We start from the raw sequence: 24166 nt of genomic DNA on the forward strand, positions 1-24166 counted from the left end.
CGGACGTCGCGCGAAAAAATAACGAAAGAAATTGACCCGCGCGGTTCGACTTCCGCCTGTTCCCACCTGTGCGTTCCTGCTGAATTCATCAAGCCGGCTATGCAACACCGTCGGGTGGTATCGAACACAAGCGTTTGCACGCACTGTTCGCACCTATAATCGCAGTCTTTCGAAGCGCCCAAGCCACGCCTGGACCCGTTTCAGGTCTGCAAGGCGTCCGCAAGGTCACGCGGACCCGCGCAAATATTCTAATCCAATGCTCCAACGCTTTTTCACTTCGAACAACAAAGGTGATGACAATCGCGCCCTGAATGGGCGGGACAACGCACATTCACGAACAGCACGGATCGGTTTCAGCGGCGGGGGAAAGGTAGCAATTGACGTACCCGTTCCTGACAGGTTTCGTAAGCCCGCTGCGAGCGCCGCCGACGCATGCTGAAACGGATCAAGAACCCGGACGTTGCCCGAGCGCTTGCGAATATTGTCTGGCTTGGGCTTGAGCGGCTTACGCAAATTGCAGTCGCGATCGGCATCAGCGGCCTGCTCGCCCGGTATTTCGGTCCCGATGTCTTCGGCAAATGGCAATACGCCAACACGCTCCTGCTCGTAATCGCACCAGTCACCTGGGTCTGCGGCGCGGAGATCCTCGTGCCGACCATCGTGCATCGCGATCCCAGGCAGATCGGCACGGTGCTCGGCAGCGCGTTCGTGCTGCGCATCGGCATTTCGGCCGCGGCGCTGGTCCTGACGTGGATTGGCATCGCGGCCGGTTTCACCGATCCCCTGGTCGGCGCGATGCTCGCCGGACTCGCCGTTACCATGCTGTTTCGCGAACCGTTTGTCGGCGTGATCAACGCGTGGCTGCAGAGCATGACTTACAGCAAGCCGCAACTGCTGACCAGCATGGTCACGGCCATTCTCAAGGCGGCGCTGGTGTTCCTGCTGGTGCGCGCAGCGGCGAATCCCGCGCGCTTCGGCTGGCTTTGGGCGCTGGAATCGGCAGCGATCGGCGGCGTGTTGGTGGTGTATTACATGCGCCGCAATGGCGGCACGCTCGGCTGGCGTCTCGACTGGCCGCTTTTCAAACATTTCGCCAGCGCGGGCACGGTATTTTGGCTCGGGCTGATCTGCATGTCGTTATTCATGAAACTCGACCGGCTGATGCTGGAGCGTCATGTCTCCTTCGCCCATCTCGGCGTCTACTCCGCCGCGCAGCAGCTCAACGAGAACTGGATCGCGCTCGCGCTGATGCTCGCGCAGACCATCGCGCCGGCCTTTGTCTACAAGGTGAACGATGCGCCGCAGTTGAAACGCAATATCGTGCGGCTGTTCGCGATGACCGCGCTGCTGATGATCGGCGGCGCAATCGTGCTCGACCTGCTCGCGGCGTTCATCATTTCGCATGTGTTCGGGCCGGCGTATGAGGATTCCATCGATATCTTCCGTTGGGCCGTCTGGCTTTCGCTGCCGGCCGGAATTGAAGCAATCGGTAATCTGGTCGTGCTGAAATACCAGGCGAAGTTCGTATTGCTCGCAAAGTGGCTGCTGGCGCTGGTGGTCGCGGCTATCGTCAACCTGATCGCGATTCCGCGCATGGGCAGTTACGGCGCGCTGGCCGGACTGGCCGCGGGATATCTGGCGGCGGCGTCGGTGAATCTGTACTACATCCGCTTCAGGCTGCAGGCATGAGCACGCCCTTTCTCGATGACGTCGCCGTGCTGCTTCCGGCGTTCAACGCGCAACACGATGTCGAGCGCACGCTTGCATCGTTTTGCGAACGCGCGCCGGTGCGCGTGCTGATCGTCGATGACGGCAGCTTGCCGCCCATCGTCGCGCCAGCGGCGGCGAACATGTCCGTTGAAGTGCTGCGGATGGCGCGCAACGGTGGTATCGAGCGTGCGTTGCAGGCGGGCATGGATGCGCTGGCCGCGCGTGGGATCAGGTACGCGGCGCGCATCGACGCGGGCGATCTCGCCACGCCGCACCGGCTGGAAAAACAGCGCGCCTATATGGAAGCGCATCCGGAAACGGCCGTGCTCGGCATGTGGACGCACGTGGTCGACATGCAAGGCGCGCCGCTTTTCGACTTGCAGCCGCCAACCGAACCCGCCGATATCCGGCGTGCCATGCTCATGCGCGCGTGCTTCACGCATCCTTCGCTGATGCTGCGCGTGGACGCGGTGATCGAAGCAGGCAATTACCGCGCGGAGTATCGGGCGGCTGAAGATCTGGACCTGATCCTGCGCCTGATGAAGCACCACGATGGCGCGAATCTTCCGGAATTCGGCGTGTATTACGAACTCAATGAACACGGGATCAGCGCCACTAAACGCCGCTCGCAAGTGTGGTCCACGCTGCGGCTGCAAATGAAATATCTGCGTGTGACGAACCTGCCGGACTGGATCGGCGTGGCGAAGAACGCGGTGCATCTCGTGCTGCCTTATCGCGCGTTGCGCGCCTTGAAAACGCGCCTGCTGGGTGCCTGAAACAACGCCACTATTTTCAAATGGAACGAATGAACGCAGAGAAATCCCGCCTTCGCATTGCCCTCGTGTGCAACACCGGCTGGGCAATCCATACCTACCGGCGCGGTTTGCTGCGAATGCTGGTCGAACAAGGCGCCGAGGTGTCGATCATCGCGCCGCGCGACCGCACGTTCCCGCTGATGGAAGACATGGGCTGCCGTTGCGTCGAATTGCCCATGGCCTCGAAAGGAACCAATCCCCGCGATGACCTGAAGACGCTCGCCGCGCTGTATCGCGAGTATCGGCGGACGCAACCGCACATTGTCTTTCACTACACGATCAAGCCGAACATCTACGGAACGATTGCCGCGAAACTCGCGGGCGTTCCGTCAATAGCCGTCACCACCGGCCTCGGCTATGTGTTTATCCAGCAAAGCGGAACGGCGAACATCGCGAAGAAGCTCTACAGGTTCGCATTCCGCTTCGCGCGCGAAGTCTGGTTCCTGAACAAGGACGACCGCCAGGCGTTCATCGATCAAAACCTGCTCGTGCATCCCGAACGCGCGCGCCTTTTGCACGGCGAAGGCGTCGATCTCGCCGACTACGCTTTTCAGCCGCTACCGCGCGCCAACCCGCAGACGGAAGGCTTTTTTTTCGTTTTAATTGGCCGCCTGCTGTGGGATAAAGGCGTGGCGGAATACGTCGAGGCAGCGCGCCGGATACGCGCGAAATATCCCTACGCCCGGTTCCAGTTGCTGGGGCCGGCAGGCGTCGACAACCCAAGCGCGATCACGCTCGACGAAGTCCAGGCGTGGCAGCGTGAAGGCGTCATCGATTACCTCGGCGAAGCGACCGACGTCCGCGCATTCATCGATAACGCGGATTGCGTGGTGTTGCCGTCGTATCGTGAAGGCGTGCCGCGAACCTTGATGGAAGCATCGGCAATGGGCCGCCCGATTGTCGCCACCAACGTTCCGGGCTGCCGCGAAGTCGTTGAAAACGGCGTGACCGGCTTTCTTTGCGAGGCGAAAAGCGTGGACAGCCTTGCGCAACAATTGGAGCGCATGCTGTTGCTGAGTCACGCGGCGCGCGCAGAAATGGGCGTGGCGGGCCGCGCCAAGGTCACACGGGAATTCGATGAAAACGGCGTCGTTGAACGTTATAAAGGCACAATACGCGCGATTACCGGATTCTCGGCGACCGGCGTTTCACTTTAAAAAGCATCTCCGGGAGCGTCACATATGACCGAACCTACCAGCGCAAAAGGCACCATTCTCGTTACCGGCGGCGCGGGTTTTATCGGCTCGCATACCTGCGTTGAATTGTTGAACGCGGGATTCGGCGTTGTCGTGATCGACAACCTCGTGAACAGCAATGCTCAGTCTCTGAAGCGCGTGGAGCAGATCACGGGCAAGCAGCTTGCGTTCTACGAAGCCGACGCGCGCGACGAATCCGCGCTCGCCCGCATCTTCGACGAACACACGATCACTGGCGCAATCCATTTCGCGGCGCTGAAGTCCGTGGGTGAATCCGTGGCAAAGCCGATCGAGTATTACCGCAACAACGTGGACAGCCTGCTCGTGCTGCTCGACACCATGCGCGCGCGCAACGTGAAGAAGATTGTGTTCAGCTCGTCGGCGACCGTGTACGGCATGCCGAAGAGCGTGCCTATCGACGAATCGTTTCCGCTGTCGGCGACCAATCCCTACGGTCAGTCGAAGCTGATCGCCGAGCAGATCCTGCGCGACCTGGAAATCTCCGATCCGTCCTGGCGCATCGCCACGCTGCGCTACTTCAACCCGGTCGGCGCGCATGAAAGCGGCTTGATCGGCGAGGATCCGGCCGGCGTGCCGAACAACCTGATGCCTTATGTGGCGCAGGTCGCCGTGGGCAAGCTCGAACGCCTGCGCATTTTTGGCAGCGATTACCCCACGCCCGATGGCACCGGCGTGCGCGACTACATCCACGTGGTGGATCTGGCGCGCGGCCATATCAAGGCGATCGACGCGCTGCAATCGCTTGATCGAAGCTTCGTGGTGAACCTGGGCACGGGTCAGGGCTACAGCGTGCTGGGCGTGGTGAAGGCGTTCGAGGCGGCTTCGGGCAAGCCCGTGCCGTATGAACTCGTGGCGCGCCGCCCGGGCGATATCGCCGAGTGCTACGCCAATCCCGCCGCGGCGGCCGAGTTGATCGGCTGGCAGGCGGAACATGGCATTGAGCGGATGTGCGCCGATCACTGGCGCTGGCAGTCGCAGAATCCGAAGGGCTTTGCCTGACCGGTCTTGTCCGGGCCGCGCTTTCGCAAGACTGAAAGCGCGGCCCGGCGCATTCCTTTTAGCGATTATTTTTCATGCTTAGCTTTGCGCTCGGTTTTCTGGTTTCGCTGTTCATCACGCTGTTGATCGTGCGGTTTGCGCACTTGCACGAAGGCATTTCCGGCGATACCGATCTGACCGGCGTGCAAAAATTCCACGCGCGGTCGGTGCCGCGCATCGGTGGCGTAGGGATACTGCTTGGGCTTTCGGTCTCCGCCGTGCAGCTTCGATGGAGCTACCCGGTTGTATCGAGCGGCATTCTTGCCGTGGTCGCCTGCGGATTGCCCGCTTTCTTTTCGGGGCTCGTTGAAGACCTGACCAAGCGCGTTACGCCCGTCGTGCGCCTTGTCTGCACCATGGCCGCCGCCGCGCTCGCGTATTTCCTGCTCGGCATTGCGGTGACGCGCATCAGCGTGCCGCCGCTCGACTTCCTGCTGACCTACAGCCTCATTTCATGCCTCGTGACCGTGGTCGCGGTGGCGGCGCTGGCGAACGCGATCAATATCATCGACGGCTTCAACGGGCTTGCATCCATGGTCGCGTTCATGATGTTCGCGTCGCTCGCCTACGTCGCGTTCCAGGTCCACGATCCGGTCGTGCTGTCGGCGTCGCTCATCATGATGGGCGCGGTGATGGGCTTTTTCATCTGGAACTTCCCGGCGGGGCTGATCTTTCTCGGCGATGGCGGCGCGTATTTCATCGGCTTCATGCTCGCCGAACTGTCGATCATGCTGGTGATGCGCAACCGCGATGTATCGGCGTGGTTCCCTGTGCTGCTCTTCATGTATCCGATCTTCGAGACCTGCTTCTCGATCTACCGGAAGAAATTCATACGCGGTATTTCACCGGGCATTCCCGATGGCGTGCATCTGCATATGCTGGTTTATAAACGCCTCATGCGATGGGCCGTCGGTGCACAGAACGCACGCGAACTCACACGCCGCAATTCGCTGACGTCGCCGTACTTGTGGTTGCTGTGCCTGGTCGCCGTGATACCGGCCACGCTGTTCTGGCGGCATACGGTGCATCTGTTCTGTTTTGTCGTGGTATTTGCTTTTACGTACGTGTGGTTGTACGTGAGCATTGTCAGATTCAAGTCACCGCGATGGATGGTGTTTCGCCGGGCACATCAGGCGAAGAAATAACGCGCGATGAAAAAATTGCGCCGGCGTTTTAAGCCGGCGCACACGCCTGTTTCAATGCAATTTACTTCGATGCAAACTCCAGCAAGTCCGCGTTCACCTTGTCCGCTTCCACCACGCACATGCCGTGCGCGCCGCCCGGATACACCTTGAGCGTGGCGTTCGACACGATCTTCGCCGACATGCGTCCAGCGGTATCGATAGGCACGATCTGGTCGTCGTCTCCATGCAGGATCAAGGTCGGCACATCGATCTTCTTCAGGTCTTCCGTGTAGTCCACTTCCGAAAACTCGCGGATGCACGCGTATTGCCCCACGATTCCACCGAGCATGCCCTGCGCCCAGAAGGAATCGATCACACCCTGCGACTGCTTCGCTCCGTCGCGGTTGTAGCCGAAGAAAGGAATCGCCAGATCCTTGTAGAACTGCGAGCGATCGGACGCGACGCCGGTCCGGATTCCATCGAATACGTCTTTTGGCACGCCGCCCGGATTCCCTTCCGTCTTGAGCATCAGCGGCGGCACGGCGCCAATCAACACCGCCTTCGATACCCGCCCCGTCCCATGACGCCCGATGTAATGCGCGACCTCGCCGCCGCCTGTGGAATGGCCCACCAGCATGGCGTCTTTCACGTCGAGCGCATCCATGACGGCGGCCAGATCGTCCGCGTAGGTGTTCATGTCATTGCCTTGCGCGGGCTGGCCGGAGCGCCCGTGACCGCGCCGGTCATGCGCGATGACCCTGAATCCCTTCTGAACCAGAAACAGCATTTGCGAATCCCAGGCGTCCGCGTCCAGCGGCCAGCCATGTGAAAAAACCACCGTCTTGCCCGACCCCCAGTCCTTATAAAAAATCTCCGTGCCGTCCTTCGTCTTGATCGTGCTCATCGAACGTGCTCCTTAGGGTGAGATTGCGCGTTGCGTCCACGTTGAGAAACGCTCTTTTCGTGTGCGCAACGCGAGGGACCTGCAAAGGTATTCGTATTCCCCGCCATGAGACGAGCCGCGCCGTTCATACGGCGTCTAGATGTTCATTGTTGCCTGGAATTTCGGGGTTGCACCGCGTGGAACTGCATCAGGTTACGGCAGGAACGTGTCGCTGGAAAGACTTCCACAATTCACACGAATGGCGGGATATGGAGCGCCACCGCATCCGGCGAGCGATTTAAATTACCGCGGATATGCCGCGATTAATCGATGCTATTAGACGCATAGTGATTTTAATGTTCGCGGCGCACTGCGCCTTTTTTACCGGTGGGCTTCGGATAATCCCGAAGCCCGTGTTTAGTCGATGCCGTAAAAACAGCCGAACACAGGGCTTGCCGCATTAGTACAAACACTTATGTCTGACGATATCCTATTGCATTGATTCAATGGCTTAACTATCGTGGTAGCAACGCTTCCATGCGTGAAAATTATGAATATTCAAAGCCTATTCTTTGCGCATTACCTGTCCATTTTCTCTTTCACCGCACTACGGCGATCGAATCGGCTTTCCGGAAATTCTGCCGGAAAACCGGATAAGTCATGCAATAAGAAAAGCAAACGATAAACAGCGCAATAAACCCAGTTTGGAGACCACAATGAGCTCTCGCTCAGATAGCGCAATTCACGCATCACCCGGATTTTTTTCTAAAGAAGCCACCGTAGCCAAGCCAGGATTTTCGCGCTGGATGGTGCCGCCCGCCGCGCTCGCGGTGCATTTGTGTATCGGTCAGGCATATGCGTTTTCCGTATTCAACGCGCCTCTCACCCGCGTGATCGGTATCACGGAGTCAGCGCCCGACGACTGGTCGCTGACCACGCTCGGCTGGATCTTTTCGCTTGCCATCGTGTTCCTGGGTTTGTCGGCGGCGTTCGCGGGTAAGTGGCTCGAAAAAGTCGGCCCGCGCCGCACGATGTTCACGGCTGCCTGCTGCTTCGGCGGCGGCTTCTTGGTCGCGGCGCTCGGCATCCACCTGCATCAGATCGTGCTGGTGTATCTCGGGTACGGGGTGATTGGCGGAATCGGGCTCGGGCTTGGATATGTATCGCCGGTTTCAACGCTGATCCGCTGGTTCCCCGACCGCCGCGGCATGGCGACCGGCATGGCGATCATGGGCTTCGGCGGCGGCGCGATGATCGCCGCGCCCGCCTCGGTCGCGCTGATGAATCACTTCAAGAGCGCGACCAGCAACGGCGTGACCGAGACCTTCGTGGTGCTGGGCATTGTCTATTTCATCTCCATGTCCATAGGCGCGCTCGCCATCCGCGTGCCACGCGCCAACTGGACGCCGGCGGGCTGGACGCCGCCAGCGGCGAACGGCAACAAGATGATCACGCGCAATCACGTGCATATCGATCAGGCGTTGAAGACGCCGCAGTTCTATCTGATCTGGCTCGTGCTGTTTCTCAACGTGACGGCGGGTATCGGCGTGCTGGGACAAGCGTCGGTGATGATCCAGGAGAGCTTCAAGGCGACCATCACCGCAGGCGCGGCGGCGGGGTTTGTCGGCTTGCTGTCGCTCTTCAACATGGGCGGACGGTTCGTGTGGGCGTCGGGTTCGGACTGGCTGGGCCGCAAGAATACGTACTTCGTGTTTTTCGCGCTGGGCGCCGTGCTGTATTGGCTCGTGCCGCAATTCGCGCAGAGCGGCAACGTCGCGCTCTTCGTGCTTTCGTATTGCGTGATCCTCTCCATGTATGGCGGCGGTTTCGCGACCGTGCCGGCCTATCTCGCCGATATCTTCGGCACGAAGTTCGTTGGCGGCATTCATGGACGGCTGCTTACCGCGTGGGCGGCCGCGGGTATTGCGGGGCCGGTGCTGGTGAACTATATCCGCGCGTATCAGGTGGCGCACGGCGTAGAAAAGACGCAGGCCTACACAACCACGCTGCACATCATGGCGGGTCTGCTGATTCTCGGGTTTATCTGCAATCTGCTGGTGAAGCACGTGAACGAGAAACATCACATGAGTGCGTCGGCGCTTGCGTCGGAATAAAGCCAGAACACAGATAACCGGAGAACACGATGAACACGCGTATCGATCAAAATCATTCGTCGGATGGCGTTCCGACCAACAAGGTGCTGCTGGGGGTGTTCTGGATTTACGTGCTCGTGCCGCTGGCGTGGGGCGTGATCAACACACTTGTCCAGGCGACGAAGCTGTTTCATTGAGCATGTAGAGGAAAAATAAAAACGCCGGCTGCAGTTCAGAGCCGGCGTTTTTCATTGCTGATATTTTATGCAACAGCGACCGTCAGATCACGCCGGCGCCGCCGCCATCCCGTTCGTCACCTCCCGCGCCACCGCAAGATACCGCTCAGCCGTATCCGCAAGCGTAAGCCCACCCAGCGGCCTTTGCGCCCGTCCTTCGCTCAATGCCGTCACCAATGCCCGGGCGTAGCTCGCGGTGTCCTCGGGATCGAGCAAATGCACCGCCGGGAAATCCTCCGCAAAACTGAACGGCCGGATCTGGCTAGCGACGATCGGCACGCCCGACGCCAGCGCTTCCAGAAACGCAATGCTATGCCCTTCAGACCGCGAAGGCATGGCGAATACGCTGGCCTTGAACAAGATGTCCGATACATCCGAGCGCGGCCCCTCCACCGTCACATGCCGTTCGAGTCCGAGCTTCGCCACGAGATCGTTCACCGCCGTGAAATACGCAGGGTCTTCGATCACGCCGACCAACAGCAGACGCGCGTGCGGCACGGCCTTCACGACCTCCTTGAAGGCATGCACGGTCTGCAACTGATTTTTCACCGATGTATACCGGCCGATCTGCACGATCTGCGCGTGGCCATCGATGGGATTCGCTGTCAGGCCTTTCGCGAAACGCGCCATGTCGACGCCGTTTGGAATCAGTTGCATCGATGGATGGCGGCCGACCGCCGCCACGTAATCATCGATATTCGCCGGCGACACCGCGATCACCGCGCGCGCGCGCCGCGACAACACACGTTCAATGCGCCTGAACAAACCGCGCTCGAAATCATTGGTCGCCGAATGCATCACGTACACCACGGGCGCGGCAATGGGCAACGCGCGCGCGTAAAACGCCGGAATGGTCGCGTGCGCAAACACCACGTCCGGCCGATAGTGATTCACCGACTGGTACAAATGCCACAACTTGCCGAGCGTTCCGTGCGTTGCCACCGGGAACATGCACTCGACGCGGTTCATATCGAGTTCGCGGCGAAGTTCGGTGAAGTCTTCGTGCTGAGGCCGCAGCGACGTCATGCCGACCGTTTCGCCGCTGTTCTGCTGATGAATCGCCAGGTCCTTGGCCAGCACTTCCGCGCCCGAAAGCCGCGGTGCCAGTACGAGATGAAGGATGCGCATCACGCCTCCCTGACGATTCGGAACAGCATCCAGCCGGCCGCGGCAGCAAGACCGCCCGTCATGGCCCAGGCAATGCCCGTCACGCCCCACATATGCGTGGCGACCGGCACCGTGGCGAGCAACACCACCGCCTGGATGATCGACGCGTGCGTGGCGACCTTCGGCAAGCCGACCGCGCGCAGGTAGGACACGAGCACCGCAATGACCGCGCCAATCGCCATGTTGACCACGAAGATGCGGAACAGCGGCACGGCCGGCAGCCATGCGCTTCCCAGCACGATCTGGAAGAGCGGTTCGGCGGCAAAGCGCAGGATCAGCACCAGCACCACAAGTCCTCCCGCGATGAGTCCGAGATAGCGGCGAAAGAGCCGCGCCGCGAAGTCCGCGTCCCGGCGATGATGCGCCGAGAACGTCGGAAAAAGATATTGCGACATCGCGATTGCCGCATCGGCCAATAGCATTTGCGCGAGCTTCGACGACATCTGATACGCGCCCAGCTGCGCCGGGCCAAGCAGCTTCGCGACGATCACTTTGTCGAACTGGTTCAGCAGCAGATTGACCACGCTGCCCGCCCAGATCCAGCGGCTGAAATTCACGTAATGGCCAATCCCTTTCCACGATGCACGCAGCGGCGGACGCGGCCCCATGGTGGTCCAGGTCAACACGGTTTTCAACGTCTCGCCCGCCAGCATGCCGAGCAACACCGAATATGCGCCCGCGCCGCCGAGCGCGAAGGCCAGGCCAATCGCGCAATCGAGGAATGCCGACGACATCTCCACGCCCGCGATCCGCATGAAGCCGCGCTCGCGCGTGACGATGTAATACGCTGGCGACGCCACGCCGCGAATCAGCGGCAACAGCGCGGCCATCTGCAGCAAAAGCAGCGATCCGCCCAGATGGAATTGCTGATCCATCAGCGGCGAGGCGCAGACAATCAATACGGCGATCAGCGCGCCACGCGAAGCCAGCGTGGTCCAGACCGCGCCGAGTTGCGCGCGGTTGGGTGTTTCGCGGCCCTGTACCACGGCTTGCGCAAGGCCGGTATCGCTGAGCGCCTCGGCAATCGCCACCGCGAGCAGCGCCACGCTGACGCTGCCAATGGCGGCCGGCCCGAGAATGCGCCCTATCGCCAGGAACTTGACGGCGACGAAACCCCGCACCACGATTTGCTGCAGCAGGACCCAGATCGCGGCGTCCTGGTCGAAGCGCACGCTCGCGGTTGAAAACGGTAAGCGAACTGCTCTCACAGACATTCCTCGCGTCGGGTCGGTTTTTTGTATTTAGAGCACGACAAACGGATTGCCGGCCAGACTTGACTTTTCATTAGCGATGCATGCCCCAAGGTTTTCCGCAAAGGTAACGTGCCGCGCCATGTGTTGTGCGCCATCTCGTAGTTGATATCGGCCCTCATGTACGCTCGCTCACTGTCTTTTTTCGCCAGAGGAATACCCTGAGTTTGGCGCTTGCAAAACTTGCAGCAATGCTAGTGTTGCCCTTGTGCGCGAATGCGCCGGCGCCTGACATCTGTTTTACCCACGAAGACGCCGGCGCTCTGCGCCTTACCGCTCCAACATCGCGACCTTTTTGCACGCTTAAAAAATAGACCATGGCCAATGACACGCGGGGCACCGTGCTGATTATCGAACCGAATTTCACCGGGCATCGGTGGCGGTATGCAGAGTGGGCAGCGGCGGCTTATGCGGAAGCGGGGTATCCGTGCGTGATCGTGACCGATCCCGCTAACGCGGATCACTCGCTTAGCCAGCGCATTGCGCGTGAAAAGCGGCCGGAACTCGACATCCAGTTCGTCGCGCCGCTCGCGCATGGTGGAAAAGGCTTCGCGAAGGTCAGTTACGTGCGCTTTTTCCGCGACTTCAAGCACGCATTCGATATCGCCAGCCGGGGCCGCCGAGTCTCGCTCGTGGTGGTGCCTTACGTCGATTATTTCTTTTACGCGTTGCCGTTCACGGGTTCGCCGTTCGGCGCAACGCCGTGGGTTGGCATCACGATGCGCGCGAATTTTCATCATGCGAAAGTCGGCGTGAAAGCGCCGCGCGAGCCTTTGGTGAACGGCGTGAAGGCGCAGCTTTTCCGCCGCGCGATACGTGTGCCGGGTTTGAAGACGCTGCTGACCATCGATCCCACGCTTACCGAATGGTGCGCCGGAAAGCCGGGGCAACGCGACCGGTATCAGGCGAGCCGGGGCGCAGCGGTGCAGTATCTGGCGGACCCGTTTCCCGACGCCAAGGCGACCGAGCCCGCCATCGCGCGTCAGCGTCTGGGCCTGGGCGCGGGCAAGCACGTGCTCGTGTATGGCGCGATCACCGAACGCAAGGGCATTCAGGAGCTCGCCACGGCGCTGGCCCAGAGGCAGGGCATGGATAAGCCTACGCTCGTCGTGGCCGGCGCTCAGGACGATGACATCCGCGCGTTCTTCGGATCGGCGAACACGCTGTCTCCGCCGCCGGTTTTCATGGACCGCTTTATTACCGCTGAAGAAGAGCTCGATCTGTTTTCAGCCTGCGATGTCGTGTGGCTCGGCTACAAGGGACATTACGGCATGAGCGGCGTGCTCGTGCAGGCATACCGGTTCGGCAAGCCGGTGGTCGCGACGGCCGATGGATTGATCGGCTGGTTCTGTCGTACGGGCGAACTGGGACCGGTGGTTGAAGATCTGTCGGCGGCTTCGATCAACCGGGCGCTCGATCAGGTCTTCGAACCAGCAAAGCAAACGGCCGACAAACAACCGCATCTGCTTGAGCGCAACACGTTGAGCGAATTCAAGCAGACGCTCAGGCAAGCCATCGCCTGAAAAAAATCAAACGCCCTCGGTGCCGTCCACCACGGCACTTCTCGCGGGCACTCGCGTCGAGTCCTTGCCCAACCATTCGCGGACCCATTGCGCGCAGGGCGCTTCAACCCGCCGTGCAGTTATCTTTGCGCCGATATAAGCCAGGGTCGTCGCGGCGATCATCGATACAGCGAAGACCACGACCGCATGATCCTCGGCGAAATCATCCACTGCGTCGAGCCTGACCACGGCGCGCACGGCGAGTATTGCTATGAAGTGCCACACGTAGATGCCGAAGCTGTATCGTCCGAGCAGCACCGTGGCAGGCGCCCTCAGCAGCCGTGGCGAAACACGCGTCAACAAGAGCATTAATGCAGCGGTTGCGAGCGCAGCAAACGTGGGCGCTGCGCCATGGGCCATGCCGCGTCCCGTACCGGCCAGGAACAGCGCGGCCACCATGGCGATTCCACCCAGCGCGAGCCGTATGCAGGCACGCGAAGAAAGTTGCTTCTCGCCGAGCAGATAATTCCGCGCCATCCGCCAGACCCAGAATCCGACGATAAAACAGGGCAGTTGCATTGGCGGCCAGAAATAGAAGAACTCGTTGTTCACGACACGGCATGCAGGACCGCCGCCGCATGCGCCGAAGTACCAGCACGACACCGCTAAGAGCGCCGTCAGCAACGACACCATGATCAACCCGCGCAGCGTGCGGCAAGCAAATACGAGCGCCGGCGCGATCGTGTAGAAGAACATTTCCACGCCGATGGACCAGCCGCCCGGCACCACGCTATCGGCAGCGGATGGAAACCATGCATGGATGAAAAGGACGTTCAACAGGACATCGGACAGGTCGTGTGGTGTCTGCATATGTCCATGCAGGAAATGCAGCAGAAAATCGATGCCGGTGTAACCCAGGATCGCAAGGTAGTAGAGCGGCGCGATGCGAGCGATACGCTTCACATAAAAGTGACGCACTACATCGCGCGTATGGGCAAGAGGCTGCGCGTCATGTTCGATTGAAGCCATGATCGTGATCGCGCTGATCACGAAGAAACACTGCACGCCGTATTGCCCGAGATTGGCAAGGGCATCGAGCCAATCGGGACTGGTCACCATCCACGGCGCGAGATGAACCGCAATCACGCCGATCACCGCAAGGGTACGGCCGGCGTCGAGCGCTGCAATGCGCGGGGGCGCTGTCATCGGCATATCCTCGCGACGTTCACGCAACAGTAATGAAGTGCTTCCATGGTCGGCATCAAGCAACGATCTGACACGGCCGGGCGTGGCGCCCGGGCAGTCGGACAATCAAAAAACGAAGGGAAAACCGCGTCAGGCAGGCACGTGCCGCGCGGTTTCAGCAGATACGCTCAGGACACGTGGGTGCTCACCACAGGCACTTCCATTTCGCCCTTGCGTTGCTTGGCGGGGAACAATGCGTCGCGGATCTTGAGGAACGGGAACTCCACCGCGCGCGTGGTCACGTAGCCGATCACGATTGCAATGCCGAACTGCGCGGCCAGCACGAAGAACCACGCGGCAAGCGGCGGCACGTGCATGGCGGCAGCCTTGCGGATGAGGATATCGGCAGGCGCCAGCGCCAGCGAATGCCAGAGATAGATGCCATACGAATACACGCCGATCCACGCGACCACGCGATAAAGCAACGAGTCGCGAATGCCCTTCGAGTATTCGACCGCCAGCACGATGGCGGCGGTGAAACCAATTGCCTGGATCGTGAAGCCGATGCTTTCATCGAGCGCGACGTGCGTTGTCCCAAGCACGAGCCATGCAGCCAATACGGCCACCATGCTGAGCAGGAGCCATTTTTTATCGGCAAATTTCTTGTAGACGTCCGGCTTCATCCAGTAGAAGGCCGCGAGAATCACGCCGAACAACAGGCTGTCTATGCGGTACTGCGTCTGGAAGAATGCGGCGTCGATGTCCCCGTTCGATACCACCGCGCAACGCGCCAGAAGCACAATGCCGCAAATGGATAGCAACGTACCGATGATTGCGTTCACGCCCACCTTGAAGCGCACGAAAACAAGCAGCAACGCGGGCAGGAACAGGTAGAAATGTTCTTCCACCGCGAGACTCCAGGTCTGGCTGATGGAGGTGCCCAGATAGTTCTGCAAGTGGGTCAGGTTTTGGAACAGAAAAGTATCTGTTGGGTGACGCCCGGCGAACAGGTGAAACAGGATCAGCACGTAGTACGCTGGCCAGATCTTGAAGATGCGTCGAATGATGAATCGCCACGCGTCAATGCGCCCGTGCTCGGAATACTGCTTGAGCAACAGGCCGCCGACCAGAAAACCGCTTAGCGTGAAAAACAGGTTCACGCCTTCACGGCCAAAATTCTTCAGCGGATATTCGATCGCGCTGACGAACCAGTAGCCCGTCTTGACGGAATGGAAATGAAAACCCATCACGGCGATGATCGCAATGCCGCGGACGAAGTCTAGCTCGATCGTCCTGTTCGATGTTTGTTGTGTACGTGGTTTGCCGAACAAGCCCATGGTGATCCCCTTTGCAGCGGCGTGCGCTCCGCGTTTCCTACCTGATATCCGGTAGTTATTTCCAGCGTGATTATTTGATTCGCAGGCAAAACCGCCCGACAAACCAATCCATCTGGCGGTCCCTGAATAATCTTCTTCCTGACCCGGTTTCATCCGCCAACATCGCGCCGTTCGCGGACAGTGAATGCGGCGTGCCGAACGCAGCACAGCAGATGTTGTCGGGCAGACATTGCACTGCGGCAGCGCGCGGGCCATTGAAACATAGGCGATACATCCTGTTCAAAGGAATCGCGTGCGGCGGCGCACATGCCGCGCTCCGTTGATTCACGACGAAGACTAGTGCTTAACCGCCTGCCCCGATGCAGCCGATTCGGCCACTGCTATATTGCCAGCGAGGTGTCGCCGGGCCGCCGGCGCATGTGCGAAACGAATGTTCGTTCGCGCACCGAGGCAGTGTTTTTCATGCGGATATGAGCGACGCTATGCGATACACGCAACGGAAGAAGCACACCGGGTGCTGCATGCTGGACTGACAACTCCGCTCTGCACCGTGCTGAAGCAACATCAAGCAGAGGCGGGGCCGCCGCTCGATGAACAAGCCGCGCCTTGAAGCGAAGCCTCAAAACCGAAAGCCGAAGAGAGACCCGCCATGCGCAACAAATATACGAACCTGTGGATCTGGCTGTTTCTAGTCCCACTGGCACTTGACTACAAGGCAGCGGAAGACGCGGGAAGCCACGTCATACAGGTCCTCATGACGCTGCCGGTAGTAGGCGCGGGCGTCGTGCTCTGGCTGATCGCGCCGAGCTTCACGCGGCGCTCCCGATTCCGCTCGATCATTACCGCGGCCACCATCATGACGGTGGTCGGCAGCATTGTTGCGCAGGTTCTTCAGGGCAATGACTTCGGCAACTACCTGCGCACGCTGCTGCCTTTTGGATTGTTCCTGCTGGGTTATCTCGCGGCATGCCGGCCATGGGAAGGCGACCGTCTTGCGGCCTTTGAAAAGGCGCTCTTCTGGTCGATGGTCATCTCGCTCGTCTTCAGCTTTGTGTACGGCATGGTCACGAGCGGCGGCCCACTTGATGACGTGCGCTACCGGATCGTATCGGTGACGTTTCTTGGCTTGCAGGGTGTCATCCTGCATCAGTTCGTGGTGGCCAAGCGCATTACGAAATTCACGCTCGCCATCTTTCTTGGCACCATCCTGATCGAGTTATTGAGCGTCACGCGAAGCCTGCTGGTCGGCACCGTGGTGCTGTTCCTCTTTGCCACATGGCTGTCGGCGCCTTCGCCGCGCCATCTGGTTCGGGCAGGCATGCGCGCGCTGATGACCGGCGTACTGATCGCCGTGATGACGGCCGGCGCAGCGTCGTTCTTCCCTGAAGTTGCCGATCACTGGACGCAGCGCATCTTCGCTTCGAAAGAGACGACCTCCGGCCGAGATCCGACCACGATCACCCGGCTTGCCGAGATGAAGGACCAGTATGACCAGGTCACATCCACTCCATCCGCGCTGATTGCGGGCAGAGGGTACGGGGCGGTTTATCACTACTCGCCCGACTACCTGCCCTACCTTGCCGGCCAGTTCTCCAAGAAGGACTTCTATGCGATCCGCGAGTTTGCCGCGGGCCACAACTTCTGGGTGTACCAACTGTTTGCTGGCGGCCTGATGTTCGGCTTGTGGATGCCGCTTGCAATCCTGTTCGCGCTTACACTGGGTGGCATTGCGTATCGTGTGTGGCGCCGCCGCGCACCCGACCTGCTGTATTTGCCGGTCATGGGGCGTTCGCTGTTGCTGCTCGCGGCGTTGCCGGCCACTTCCATTGGCGGCAATCCGCTTGGACCTCGCTATTCGGGTCTCGTGTTTGGCGTTGCGCTCGGCTTGCTGGTCGCGACCTACACGCGTCTTTCTTACGCGATGAAGATTCGCAACGCCGAGCTTGCCGCGCAACGCGGCATGCCAAAGAAACGCCGTCCTGGAACACCTGCGCCGACGCCTGCGCCGGTTGTGACGCCGGTGTCCATGCCGATGCATCCATCGGGCCGCGCGTCCACGCTGAAAGAAAGCCGCGACGTGCTGTCGCGCTTCACGTCGGCGTGATGGTGGCTGCAGCTTTTTATCAACTGACACGATTCATCATCGAGCGCGCCTGGCAATGAAGATCCTGCATCTGTTATCGACTATAGACCCGCGTGCCGGAGGCCCGACGGAAGGCGTGCGTCAAAGCGGCATCAACATGGCGGCGCTCGGCCATGAAGTGGAAGTCGTCACGCTCGACGACCCGGCCGCGCCCTGGCTTTCAGCTTTCCCGCTGACCGTGCATGCGCTGGGTCCATCGAAGGGCAATTACGGCCTGACGCCGAATCTCGTGCCGTGGTTGAAGGAGCACGCCACGCGTTTCGATGCCGTCATCATCAATGGCTTGTGGCAATACCACAGCTACGGTGCGTGGAAGGCGCTGCATGCCATGCGGGTGCCTTATTACGTTTTTCCGCACGGCATGCTGGACCCGTGGTTCAAGCGCACGTATCCGCTGAAGCATTTGAAGAAGTCGCTCTACTGGCCGTGGGCGGAATATCGTGTTCTGCGCGATGCGCGACGCGTGCTCTTCACAGCAGAAGAAGAGCGCATGCTTGCGCGCCAGTCGTTTCGCTTGTACAAGGCGCGCGAGGAAGTCGTGGCGTTCGGCACGAACCCGCCGCCGGTTGCAACGTTGTCCATACGCGATGCGTTTCTCGTGGCTTATCCTGAACTCAATGGCAAGCGATTGTTGCTGTTCCTTGGGCGCATTCATGAAAAGAAGGGATGCGATTTACTGATAAGGGCGTTTGCGCAAGTCCGCGATATTGATCCCTTGGCGCATTTGGTGATGGCGGGTCCGGATAGTGGCGACTGGACGCCTGAGTTGCAAAAGCTCGCGGGCGAACTTGGCGTTGCCAAGCGTATTACGTGGACTGGCATGCTGGAGGGCGATCAGAAGTGGGGGGCATTCCAGGCGAGTGATGCGTTCGTGCTGCCTTCGCATCAGGAGAATTTTGGCATTGCGGTAGCGGAGGCGTTGGGATGTGGATTGCCGGCGCTGATATCGGACAAGGTCAACATTTGGCGTGAAGTGGAGGCGGACGGTGCGGGTTTCGTTGCGACCGATACGGTAGAGGGAACGGTATCAAGTCTGACGCGATGGCTGGAGCTGGAACCGTCGTTGGCAACCGCGATGCGAGCACGGGCGAAGGACACGTTCCATCGCCGGTTTACGGTCGACGCCATGTCGAAGGATTTGCTGCGCGTATTGCAGGCGGGTGCAAAAGAAGATGAAGGAATGCTGCACAAAGCGGGTAAAGAGCGTCTTCGAGGCGCTTGAGCCTGCCCGAGAACAGGGGTGGCGAAGCAAAAGAAATGAAGTCCCGGCGCGCGGCTGAAAATGCGAATAGTAAAACGAGAGCGAGCCGCGAACAACAATGCGAATGGCGTCAGTAACCGCCTTACCACGACGGCACAAGACGAAAAGGCCCGCGCGAACGTCCGGACCGATGCCGCAAACAGGTGGCGACGGACTATGGCTCAAAAGGCGATTTGCGCCCTCCATCAGTCCGATCCATCAGCGTGCGCCCGTTTCCATCGGTTATCAATGCAAGCGGGCGTAGTTCGGGATATTGCGAAACGAGCGACATTAAGACCATCCCGCCAATCCGCCGCGCCACTTCGTCGGTCAGTGGATTTTGCTCATTTACTGGACATTCTATAAGCGTTCGCTCGGAAGAAATACCTGCGCTCTTAAGTGCATCTGCCGATACGCGAAACTGGCGAAGTGTTTTTGTGCTCGAGTCATAGCCCGTTAGCAGATATTGCAAGGTCATCTTAATATCCTCGACAAGCTTGATAGTTGGAAAACGCGCGTTGCTTACACATGGCATAAGTGCGTGGGTCGTTGTACAACGCCCCGGCAAAATTGCACAATTCCAAGTCAGTTTCGTACTCTGCAAAACATTCCGCCTCATGCGATTCGCTCACACCGCGCGCCGCAATCGACATTACATCATTGCTGGTCGCGTTTTTGACGTACTCGAACGGCGCGGCGTCGCCTAGCGGTGTGCTGCCCGAGCCAATCTCCGACACTTCGCCCAAGTCGAAAACATCATCATCGCGCGACGGCAGCGAAGATGCGACCATAGACGCCGCCGAAGCGAGCGCAGCAAGTGCGTCGCGCTTCGCCCACGCGGCCAGATTGCGTTCCCCTGCCTCGGTGACGGTTTCGATATGCCGGTACGGTTTTAGCGCGTTCGCTTCGCGCCTGATACGGTCATCGATCGCCTTGTTATACGCCTTCAGGTCGTCGGAGTACGCTTTCGAACGCGCCATGTAAGCGCGTCCGCGTTCGTCCTGGTCGCGTTTATACGCGGCATAGTCGAACTCGCGCTTTGGAACAAAGCCATCATGCGCGATGTATTCTGGCTTGGCGCGCACGATCACAACCGCTTCGTTTCGCACTTCCCAACAAAGCGCCTTGATGATGTCGCCGGGGCGATCACCGTAGGGACTGGCCCGGTAGGAGGGAATCGACTCGACAAGAAACTTTTGAACGCGTGCAACCAGTTCTGGCTGGCTCGCCCAATGCTCGAAATTGGCGGCTTTGAACAGCGCTTTACCGGCTTCAAGCGCTTTCGTTTGTTCTGGGGTCCTGCCATTCGGCGCGTAGTCCCATTTCTTATAAAGCAAGAATCGATGGCCCTCGTATCTCATGAGTTCCGTTGTCATTCTTGTTATTTTCGTTGTTGCGACAGCCGCTACGCTAACGCACTTTTCCGCGCGTTCATCTCATGAAAGAGCGTGTGAGGTTGACGGTCAGGAATTCAAATTTTGGAGTAGTGCGCGGATATCGCTGACGCGCCAAAAGCTCTTATGCGAGACACATACGTTAGCGGGAAAAATCCCTTTTCTCACACCGCGCCGCCACGTCAAACCGAGACCGGAATTAACGCCGACACCTGAGCAACGCTTAGCAACTGATTGGACGGCAGGCATTCGCACCCATTTGCGTGCAAGCACGCAAATGGGTGATTGGCCGAACTGGTTCTGTGGGGTTGTGTGCTTGCCCGAGAGCGCTGGTGGCGAAGCGTGTGGATGTAGGGATTCGGAGGGGAAGGGTTTCAAGTGTTGGTGGTTATGGCGGCAACGGTTCTTTTGAAGTCCCAAGCAGATATACGTGCACGCTTGGTCTCCTTAAGAATTGGCGGTTGGAAGGCGTTTTCTTTGCTTGGCGTTTTCTTTGCTTGGCGTTTTCAAGGTACAAGTGCAACACCTTTGAAATAGGATATGTTGCATGGGACAAAGCTATGAACAACTCAGTGCTGAGGAGCGTGGCTCAATATTTGCCATGAAACTTGCCAACGAAAGCACGCGCGCGATCGCGCGTGCGCTCCGACGTTCGCCAAGTACGATCAGCCGCGAACTCAAGCGCAATGGCTGGAAGTCCGATGAAGAGCGCGGCGACAGAGGACGGCCTGCGATCGCGGGCGCTTACTGCGCGATCCGTGCTGGTCGACGCGCGGGACGGCTTCGCCGCAAACCGCGTTACGAGCGCAAACTGCACGTTGACGGCGCGTTGTGGCCCGAAGTGCGGCAGTATCTGCAAAAGTGTCACTCACCCGAGCAGATCTCAGCCGCACTCAAACTTGCCCACCCTGATGAGCCTGCTTTGAACGCTTCGCATGAAACCATTTACCGAGCCATTTACGCCGCGCCCCGAGGCGAGTTGCGCCGGGAACTCGTCAGCCTGTTGCGACAGGGACGTGGCGCACGCAGGCCGCGCACGCGAGGACAGGACCGGCGCGGCAAGCTCTCCGACATGCTCAGTATTCACGTACGCCCTCCCGAAGCCAACGACCGGCTCATCCCGGGTCACTGGGAAGGAGATCTGATCAAAGGCCTGGCTAACCGTTCGGCAGTGGGTACGCTGGTGGATCGCAGCACGTTGTTTGTGATGCTGGTCAAGATCGATGGCAGTACGGCGCAGGCAGCGCTGGAAGCCTACAGTGCCGCGTTCGCGCCGCTCGATCAGGGACTGCGTCAAACCCTGACCTACGACCAGGGCAAAGAAATGGCGTTACACAAAAAGCTGGCTGAGGCGACGGGCATCAAGATCTACTTCTGCGATCCACACAGTCCGTGGCAACGCGGCATCTGTGAAAACATCAATGGGCTGCTTCGCCAGTTTCTACCCAAGGCGACCGATCTATCGGTATTCTCGCAGCGACAACTCGATGCGATCGCGCTGAACATGAACACCCGCCCTCGAAAGACGCTCCAGTGGCGCACGCCTGGTGAGGTCTTTATTGAAAACTGCGCCAAGCACGGCATTGTCATTGACCCCGCTGTTGCACTTGGAGTGTGAAAGCGCCCTTCGTTTCTTTTTCGCCGTTTGGAAAAAGAAATGAAGTGCCGCCACGGACAGTGGCTAACAGTGCTAGAAAGATCAGCTAAAACAAACCGCACTAAACCCCAAGAAGCAGGCCCCAAACGCGCCGCGCAAAACAAAAAGAAAACCCGCCGATGTCCCCACCGGCGGGCTCTAAAACCCGGCTACGAATACCAGAAGGGCAACCACCCCTCCCGGCAAACAAGCCGTCCTACTTCTTCGCCATGAAGGCAAGATCCGAAGGCGCATGCAGCGACGATGCAGCAAACGGCATCGGCTCTTCGGAAACGGACACGCGCCGCTCGGCGCCGGCCCCTATCGATGTCACCGATGCCAGCGGCGCAACTTCGCCCCGCAACGCCTTCAGAATATGTTCCGACAGCCGCAAGGTCATTGCCGCGATCGTGATGGTCGGGAAATTCGCCCCGACCGTGGGAAATACCGAACTGCCCGCCACATACAGGTTGCTCATGCCATGCACCTGGCAGTTGCGATCGACCACGCCTTGCCTGGGCGAATCATGCATGCGCGTCGTGCCCATGTGATGCCACGTGCCTTCGAGTTGCGCCGGCCACGGCTTGCCTTCCAGCGGCTCATCAAGCTGAACGTCAGCCACACCCGTGCGCTGCATTTCTTCCGCCAGCAGCGTGACGGTACGATCGAACGTGCGCTTGACCAGTTCGGTCAATTGCCAGTCGACCTTCACGCGATTCATGCCGAGCGCATCTTTCTGCGATGACAACGTGACGCGGCTATCGCGATTCGGCTCGGCTTCGACGATGGTCTGAAACTTGACGTCGGTGATAAGCGGACGCGGTTGCAACAGCCGTGCAAGACCGAAGCAAGCGGTATCGACCGGATGCATTGCCATGGTGAGCAGGTCCTGCGAGAAATTCCAGCCAGGCTGATCCTTCTGCAAAACAGCCTGCTTGCAACGGATCAGCGCCTCCGCGCCTTCCGTGTTCTCGCCACGAAACACCGAATAGAACCACACGCGCGCATTGAGCAGACGCTCGCGCTCGAGCACCTTTTGCGTCAGCGCGAACTGAGACGAGATGAACTGCCCATGCGCCGACACCGACGCATTCTGATAGTGATACTTGATGTCATAAAGCTTGTTGCGCGCCCACGGCTTCTTGAACTTGATGCTGCCCTGCATGGTGCGCGGATGGTCCATGAAATAGCGGCCGACAATGTCGTTGCCGTTACCCAGTCCTTCTGCCTGCACCTTGTTCGACGCAAGCAGCAGGCGCGCATTCTCAATCCCGCCTGTAGCCAGGATGAATAGCTTCGCGGAAACGGAAAAGCGCCGCCCGCTCAGCGTGCCGACATCGATTTGCGATACGTGCTTCGCTTCGCTGTCGGTGCCTATGTTCATTGCGTTGGCGTTGAGGAACACACGCACGTGCGACGACGCGCCGAGCACGGCTTTGTACACCTTGCCAAAACGCACCGGCGGGCTGAACTGCGAGATCGTGTCGCGCACCGTGCCGCTTGGCAGCGGATGACGTTTTACATCATCACGGCCAATGGCAGCTTCCCAATATGCAGGTTCGAAATTGTTTTCGCCAAGCTTGAGCAACGCATGCGTGCGGGCATAGTATGGGCGCAACTCGTCGAGCCCGAAAGGCCAGCCGCTGTCGTTCACCCAATCGCGTTTTTCAAAGTCCCATGAATCGAGTGGACGGCACCACCCGCCCCAGCAATTGCTGCTGCCGCCCAGGAAACGGCTGCGGCTGCCGTCCGCATAGGTGTATGGAATACCGACGTTCTCGCCGCGATACAGATCGCGCGTGGCGTCGTCCGGCTTATAGCCGCCGCTTTCAAGCAGGACGGTATCGATCCCGTGCTTATCCATTTCGAGCGCGAGCGTAATACCCGCGACGCCTGCCCCGATGATGCAGACCGTGGTCTTCACCACCGCGCCCTGCTCTACATTTCGGCTGTCAATGAACATTCCCCGTGCTCCTTCTCGTGTGCAGCGGTTCGCCCAATCGTATTGTCGGCTTATCCGCTGTCGCCACCCGTTATTGAAACGCTTCGCTGCCGTGGCGCGTCGCGCGGTTCACTGTGCCGCCAACGCCCGGACAGAAGCCGTCCATCTTTCATCTAACGAAACACCAGGCGGGTCCGAACAATCCACATGCGCTCAGGCGCTCATGCCAGCCTTACCTGCGTGTAATAGTCGTA

Annotated in this window: 19 protein-coding genes; 11 read left to right on the plus strand and 8 right to left on the minus strand. The window is 59.5% G+C overall.

Annotated features, from left to right (window positions below; all coding sequences use genetic code 11):
* Nucleotides 1–432 precede the first annotated feature (432 nt).
* From ACRWA7_RS28935 to ACRWA7_RS28955, 5 genes are all read left to right on the plus strand, one after another.
* Entirely contained in the window at nt 433–1689 is a 1257-nt protein-coding gene (locus tag ACRWA7_RS28935; protein ID WP_438393874.1) for an oligosaccharide flippase family protein, read from the plus strand.
* Nucleotides 1686–2486, plus strand: a complete 801-nt coding sequence (locus ACRWA7_RS28940; RefSeq protein WP_438393877.1) for a glycosyltransferase — start codon at nt 1686–1688, stop codon at nt 2484–2486. Before ACRWA7_RS28935 ends, ACRWA7_RS28940 begins: the two co-directional genes overlap by 4 nt.
* Nucleotides 2487–2515: 29 nt before the next feature.
* A complete protein-coding gene (locus ACRWA7_RS28945; RefSeq protein WP_438393879.1) occupies nt 2516–3682 on the plus strand; it encodes a glycosyltransferase family 4 protein in 1167 nt (388 codons plus the stop codon).
* A 24-nt stretch (nt 3683–3706) separates the two neighbouring features.
* Nucleotides 3707–4741: a UDP-glucose 4-epimerase GalE gene (galE, locus tag ACRWA7_RS28950; RefSeq protein ID WP_438393880.1), complete on the plus strand. Its 1035-nt coding sequence runs from the start codon at nt 3707–3709 to the stop codon at nt 4739–4741.
* 74 nt (nt 4742–4815) lie between these two features.
* Nucleotides 4816–5925, plus strand: a complete 1110-nt coding sequence (locus ACRWA7_RS28955) for an MraY family glycosyltransferase (RefSeq protein WP_060859091.1) — start codon at nt 4816–4818, stop codon at nt 5923–5925.
* Nucleotides 5926–5986: 61 nt separating this feature from the next.
* Here the strand turns inward: ACRWA7_RS28955 and ACRWA7_RS28960 are convergent, their stop codons facing one another.
* Nucleotides 5987–6808 (minus strand): alpha/beta fold hydrolase, encoded by an 822-nt coding sequence (locus ACRWA7_RS28960; RefSeq protein ID WP_060859090.1) that lies wholly within the window; start codon nt 6806–6808, stop codon nt 5987–5989.
* 695 nt (nt 6809–7503) lie between these two features.
* Between ACRWA7_RS28960 and ACRWA7_RS28965 the strand changes: the two genes are divergently transcribed.
* Together ACRWA7_RS28965 and ACRWA7_RS28970 are read left to right on the plus strand one after the other, a co-directional pair.
* Entirely contained in the window at nt 7504–8901 is a 1398-nt protein-coding gene (locus ACRWA7_RS28965; RefSeq protein WP_060859089.1) for an L-lactate MFS transporter, read from the plus strand.
* A 29-nt stretch (nt 8902–8930) separates the two neighbouring features.
* Nucleotides 8931–9077: an MFS transporter small subunit gene (locus ACRWA7_RS28970; RefSeq protein ID WP_438393884.1), complete on the plus strand. Its 147-nt coding sequence runs from the start codon at nt 8931–8933 to the stop codon at nt 9075–9077.
* Nucleotides 9078–9164: 87 nt separating this feature from the next.
* Here ACRWA7_RS28970 and ACRWA7_RS28975 read toward each other — a convergent pair whose 3' ends face one another.
* Entirely contained in the window at nt 9165–10244 is a 1080-nt protein-coding gene (locus tag ACRWA7_RS28975) for a glycosyltransferase family 4 protein (protein WP_438393885.1), read from the minus strand.
* Nucleotides 10244–11491 (minus strand): oligosaccharide flippase family protein, encoded by a 1248-nt coding sequence (locus ACRWA7_RS28980; protein ID WP_060859097.1) that lies wholly within the window; start codon nt 11489–11491, stop codon nt 10244–10246. Before ACRWA7_RS28980 ends, ACRWA7_RS28975 begins: the two co-directional genes overlap by 1 nt.
* Nucleotides 11492–11850: 359 nt before the next feature.
* Here ACRWA7_RS28980 and ACRWA7_RS28985 point away from each other — a divergent pair, with 359 nt between their 5' ends.
* Nucleotides 11851–13056: a glycosyltransferase gene (locus ACRWA7_RS28985; protein WP_438393887.1), complete on the plus strand. Its 1206-nt coding sequence runs from the start codon at nt 11851–11853 to the stop codon at nt 13054–13056.
* A gap of 6 nt (nt 13057–13062) precedes the next feature.
* Here the strand turns inward: ACRWA7_RS28985 and ACRWA7_RS28990 are convergent, their stop codons facing one another.
* Nucleotides 13063–14241, minus strand: coding sequence for an acyltransferase family protein (locus ACRWA7_RS28990; protein WP_438393889.1), 1179 nt, complete (start codon nt 14239–14241; stop codon nt 13063–13065).
* Between the two features lie 167 nt (nt 14242–14408).
* Nucleotides 14409–15557, minus strand: coding sequence for an acyltransferase family protein (locus ACRWA7_RS28995; protein WP_438393892.1), 1149 nt, complete (start codon nt 15555–15557; stop codon nt 14409–14411).
* Between the two features lie 649 nt (nt 15558–16206).
* On the opposite strand from ACRWA7_RS28995, the gene ACRWA7_RS29000 reads away from it, so the two are divergent.
* Together ACRWA7_RS29000 and ACRWA7_RS29005 are read left to right on the plus strand one after the other, a co-directional pair.
* A complete protein-coding gene (locus ACRWA7_RS29000; protein ID WP_438393894.1) occupies nt 16207–17661 on the plus strand; it encodes a hypothetical protein in 1455 nt (484 codons plus the stop codon).
* Nucleotides 17662–17716: 55 nt separating this feature from the next.
* On the plus strand, nt 17717–18922 hold the full coding sequence (locus ACRWA7_RS29005; RefSeq protein WP_438393895.1) for a glycosyltransferase: 1206 nt from the start codon (nt 17717–17719) through the stop codon (nt 18920–18922).
* 193 nt (nt 18923–19115) lie between these two features.
* On the opposite strand, the gene ACRWA7_RS29010 is transcribed toward ACRWA7_RS29005, so the two are convergent.
* Together ACRWA7_RS29010 and ACRWA7_RS29015 are read right to left on the minus strand one after the other, a co-directional pair.
* Nucleotides 19116–19418 carry a hypothetical protein gene (locus tag ACRWA7_RS29010; RefSeq protein ID WP_157766733.1) on the minus strand — a complete coding sequence of 101 codons (303 nt, stop codon included), beginning with the start codon at nt 19416–19418 and terminating at the stop codon, nt 19116–19118.
* A gap of 1 nt (nt 19419) precedes the next feature.
* A complete protein-coding gene (locus ACRWA7_RS29015; RefSeq protein WP_438393897.1) occupies nt 19420–20316 on the minus strand; it encodes a hypothetical protein in 897 nt (298 codons plus the stop codon).
* Between the two features lie 565 nt (nt 20317–20881).
* On the opposite strand from ACRWA7_RS29015, the gene ACRWA7_RS29020 reads away from it, so the two are divergent.
* On the plus strand, nt 20882–21952 hold the full coding sequence (locus ACRWA7_RS29020) for an IS30 family transposase (protein WP_438393106.1): 1071 nt from the start codon (nt 20882–20884) through the stop codon (nt 21950–21952).
* A 235-nt stretch (nt 21953–22187) separates the two neighbouring features.
* Here the strand turns inward: ACRWA7_RS29020 and ACRWA7_RS29025 are convergent, their stop codons facing one another.
* A complete protein-coding gene (locus tag ACRWA7_RS29025; protein WP_060857041.1) occupies nt 22188–23933 on the minus strand; it encodes a GMC oxidoreductase in 1746 nt (581 codons plus the stop codon).
* Nucleotides 23934–24166: the final 233 nt, after the last annotated feature.

The organism is Caballeronia sp. DA-9, from assembly GCF_051615025.1.
Classification (GTDB): domain Bacteria; phylum Pseudomonadota; class Gammaproteobacteria; order Burkholderiales; family Burkholderiaceae; genus Caballeronia; species Caballeronia sordidicola.

Excerpts from the sequence above, each read along its gene's own strand:
- ACRWA7_RS28935 (WP_438393874.1), top strand. The coding sequence starts at position 433 with ATGCTGAAACGGATCAAGAACCCGGACGTTGCCCGAGCGCTTGCGAAT.
- ACRWA7_RS28940 (WP_438393877.1), top strand. The coding sequence starts at position 1,686 with ATGAGCACGCCCTTTCTCGATGACGTCGCCGTGCTGCTTCCGGCGTTC.
- ACRWA7_RS28945 (WP_438393879.1), top strand. The coding sequence starts at position 2,516 with ATGAACGCAGAGAAATCCCGCCTTCGCATTGCCCTCGTGTGCAACACC.
- galE (WP_438393880.1), top strand. The coding sequence starts at position 3,707 with ATGACCGAACCTACCAGCGCAAAAGGCACCATTCTCGTTACCGGCGGC.
- ACRWA7_RS28955 (WP_060859091.1), top strand. The coding sequence starts at position 4,816 with ATGCTTAGCTTTGCGCTCGGTTTTCTGGTTTCGCTGTTCATCACGCTG.
- ACRWA7_RS28960 (WP_060859090.1), bottom strand. The coding sequence starts at position 6,808 with ATGAGCACGATCAAGACGAAGGACGGCACGGAGATTTTTTATAAGGAC.
- ACRWA7_RS28965 (WP_060859089.1), top strand. The coding sequence starts at position 7,504 with ATGAGCTCTCGCTCAGATAGCGCAATTCACGCATCACCCGGATTTTTT.
- ACRWA7_RS28970 (WP_438393884.1), top strand. The coding sequence starts at position 8,931 with ATGAACACGCGTATCGATCAAAATCATTCGTCGGATGGCGTTCCGACC.
- ACRWA7_RS28975 (WP_438393885.1), bottom strand. The coding sequence starts at position 10,244 with ATGCGCATCCTTCATCTCGTACTGGCACCGCGGCTTTCGGGCGCGGAA.
- ACRWA7_RS28985 (WP_438393887.1), top strand. The coding sequence starts at position 11,851 with ATGGCCAATGACACGCGGGGCACCGTGCTGATTATCGAACCGAATTTC.
- ACRWA7_RS28990 (WP_438393889.1), bottom strand. The coding sequence starts at position 14,241 with ATGACAGCGCCCCCGCGCATTGCAGCGCTCGACGCCGGCCGTACCCTT.
- ACRWA7_RS28995 (WP_438393892.1), bottom strand. The coding sequence starts at position 15,557 with ATGGGCTTGTTCGGCAAACCACGTACACAACAAACATCGAACAGGACG.
- ACRWA7_RS29000 (WP_438393894.1), top strand. The coding sequence starts at position 16,207 with ATGCGCAACAAATATACGAACCTGTGGATCTGGCTGTTTCTAGTCCCA.
- ACRWA7_RS29005 (WP_438393895.1), top strand. The coding sequence starts at position 17,717 with ATGAAGATCCTGCATCTGTTATCGACTATAGACCCGCGTGCCGGAGGC.
- ACRWA7_RS29010 (WP_157766733.1), bottom strand. The coding sequence starts at position 19,418 with ATGACCTTGCAATATCTGCTAACGGGCTATGACTCGAGCACAAAAACA.
- ACRWA7_RS29015 (WP_438393897.1), bottom strand. The coding sequence starts at position 20,316 with ATGACAACGGAACTCATGAGATACGAGGGCCATCGATTCTTGCTTTAT.
- ACRWA7_RS29020 (WP_438393106.1), top strand. The coding sequence starts at position 20,882 with ATGGGACAAAGCTATGAACAACTCAGTGCTGAGGAGCGTGGCTCAATA.
- ACRWA7_RS29025 (WP_060857041.1), bottom strand. The coding sequence starts at position 23,933 with ATGTTCATTGACAGCCGAAATGTAGAGCAGGGCGCGGTGGTGAAGACC.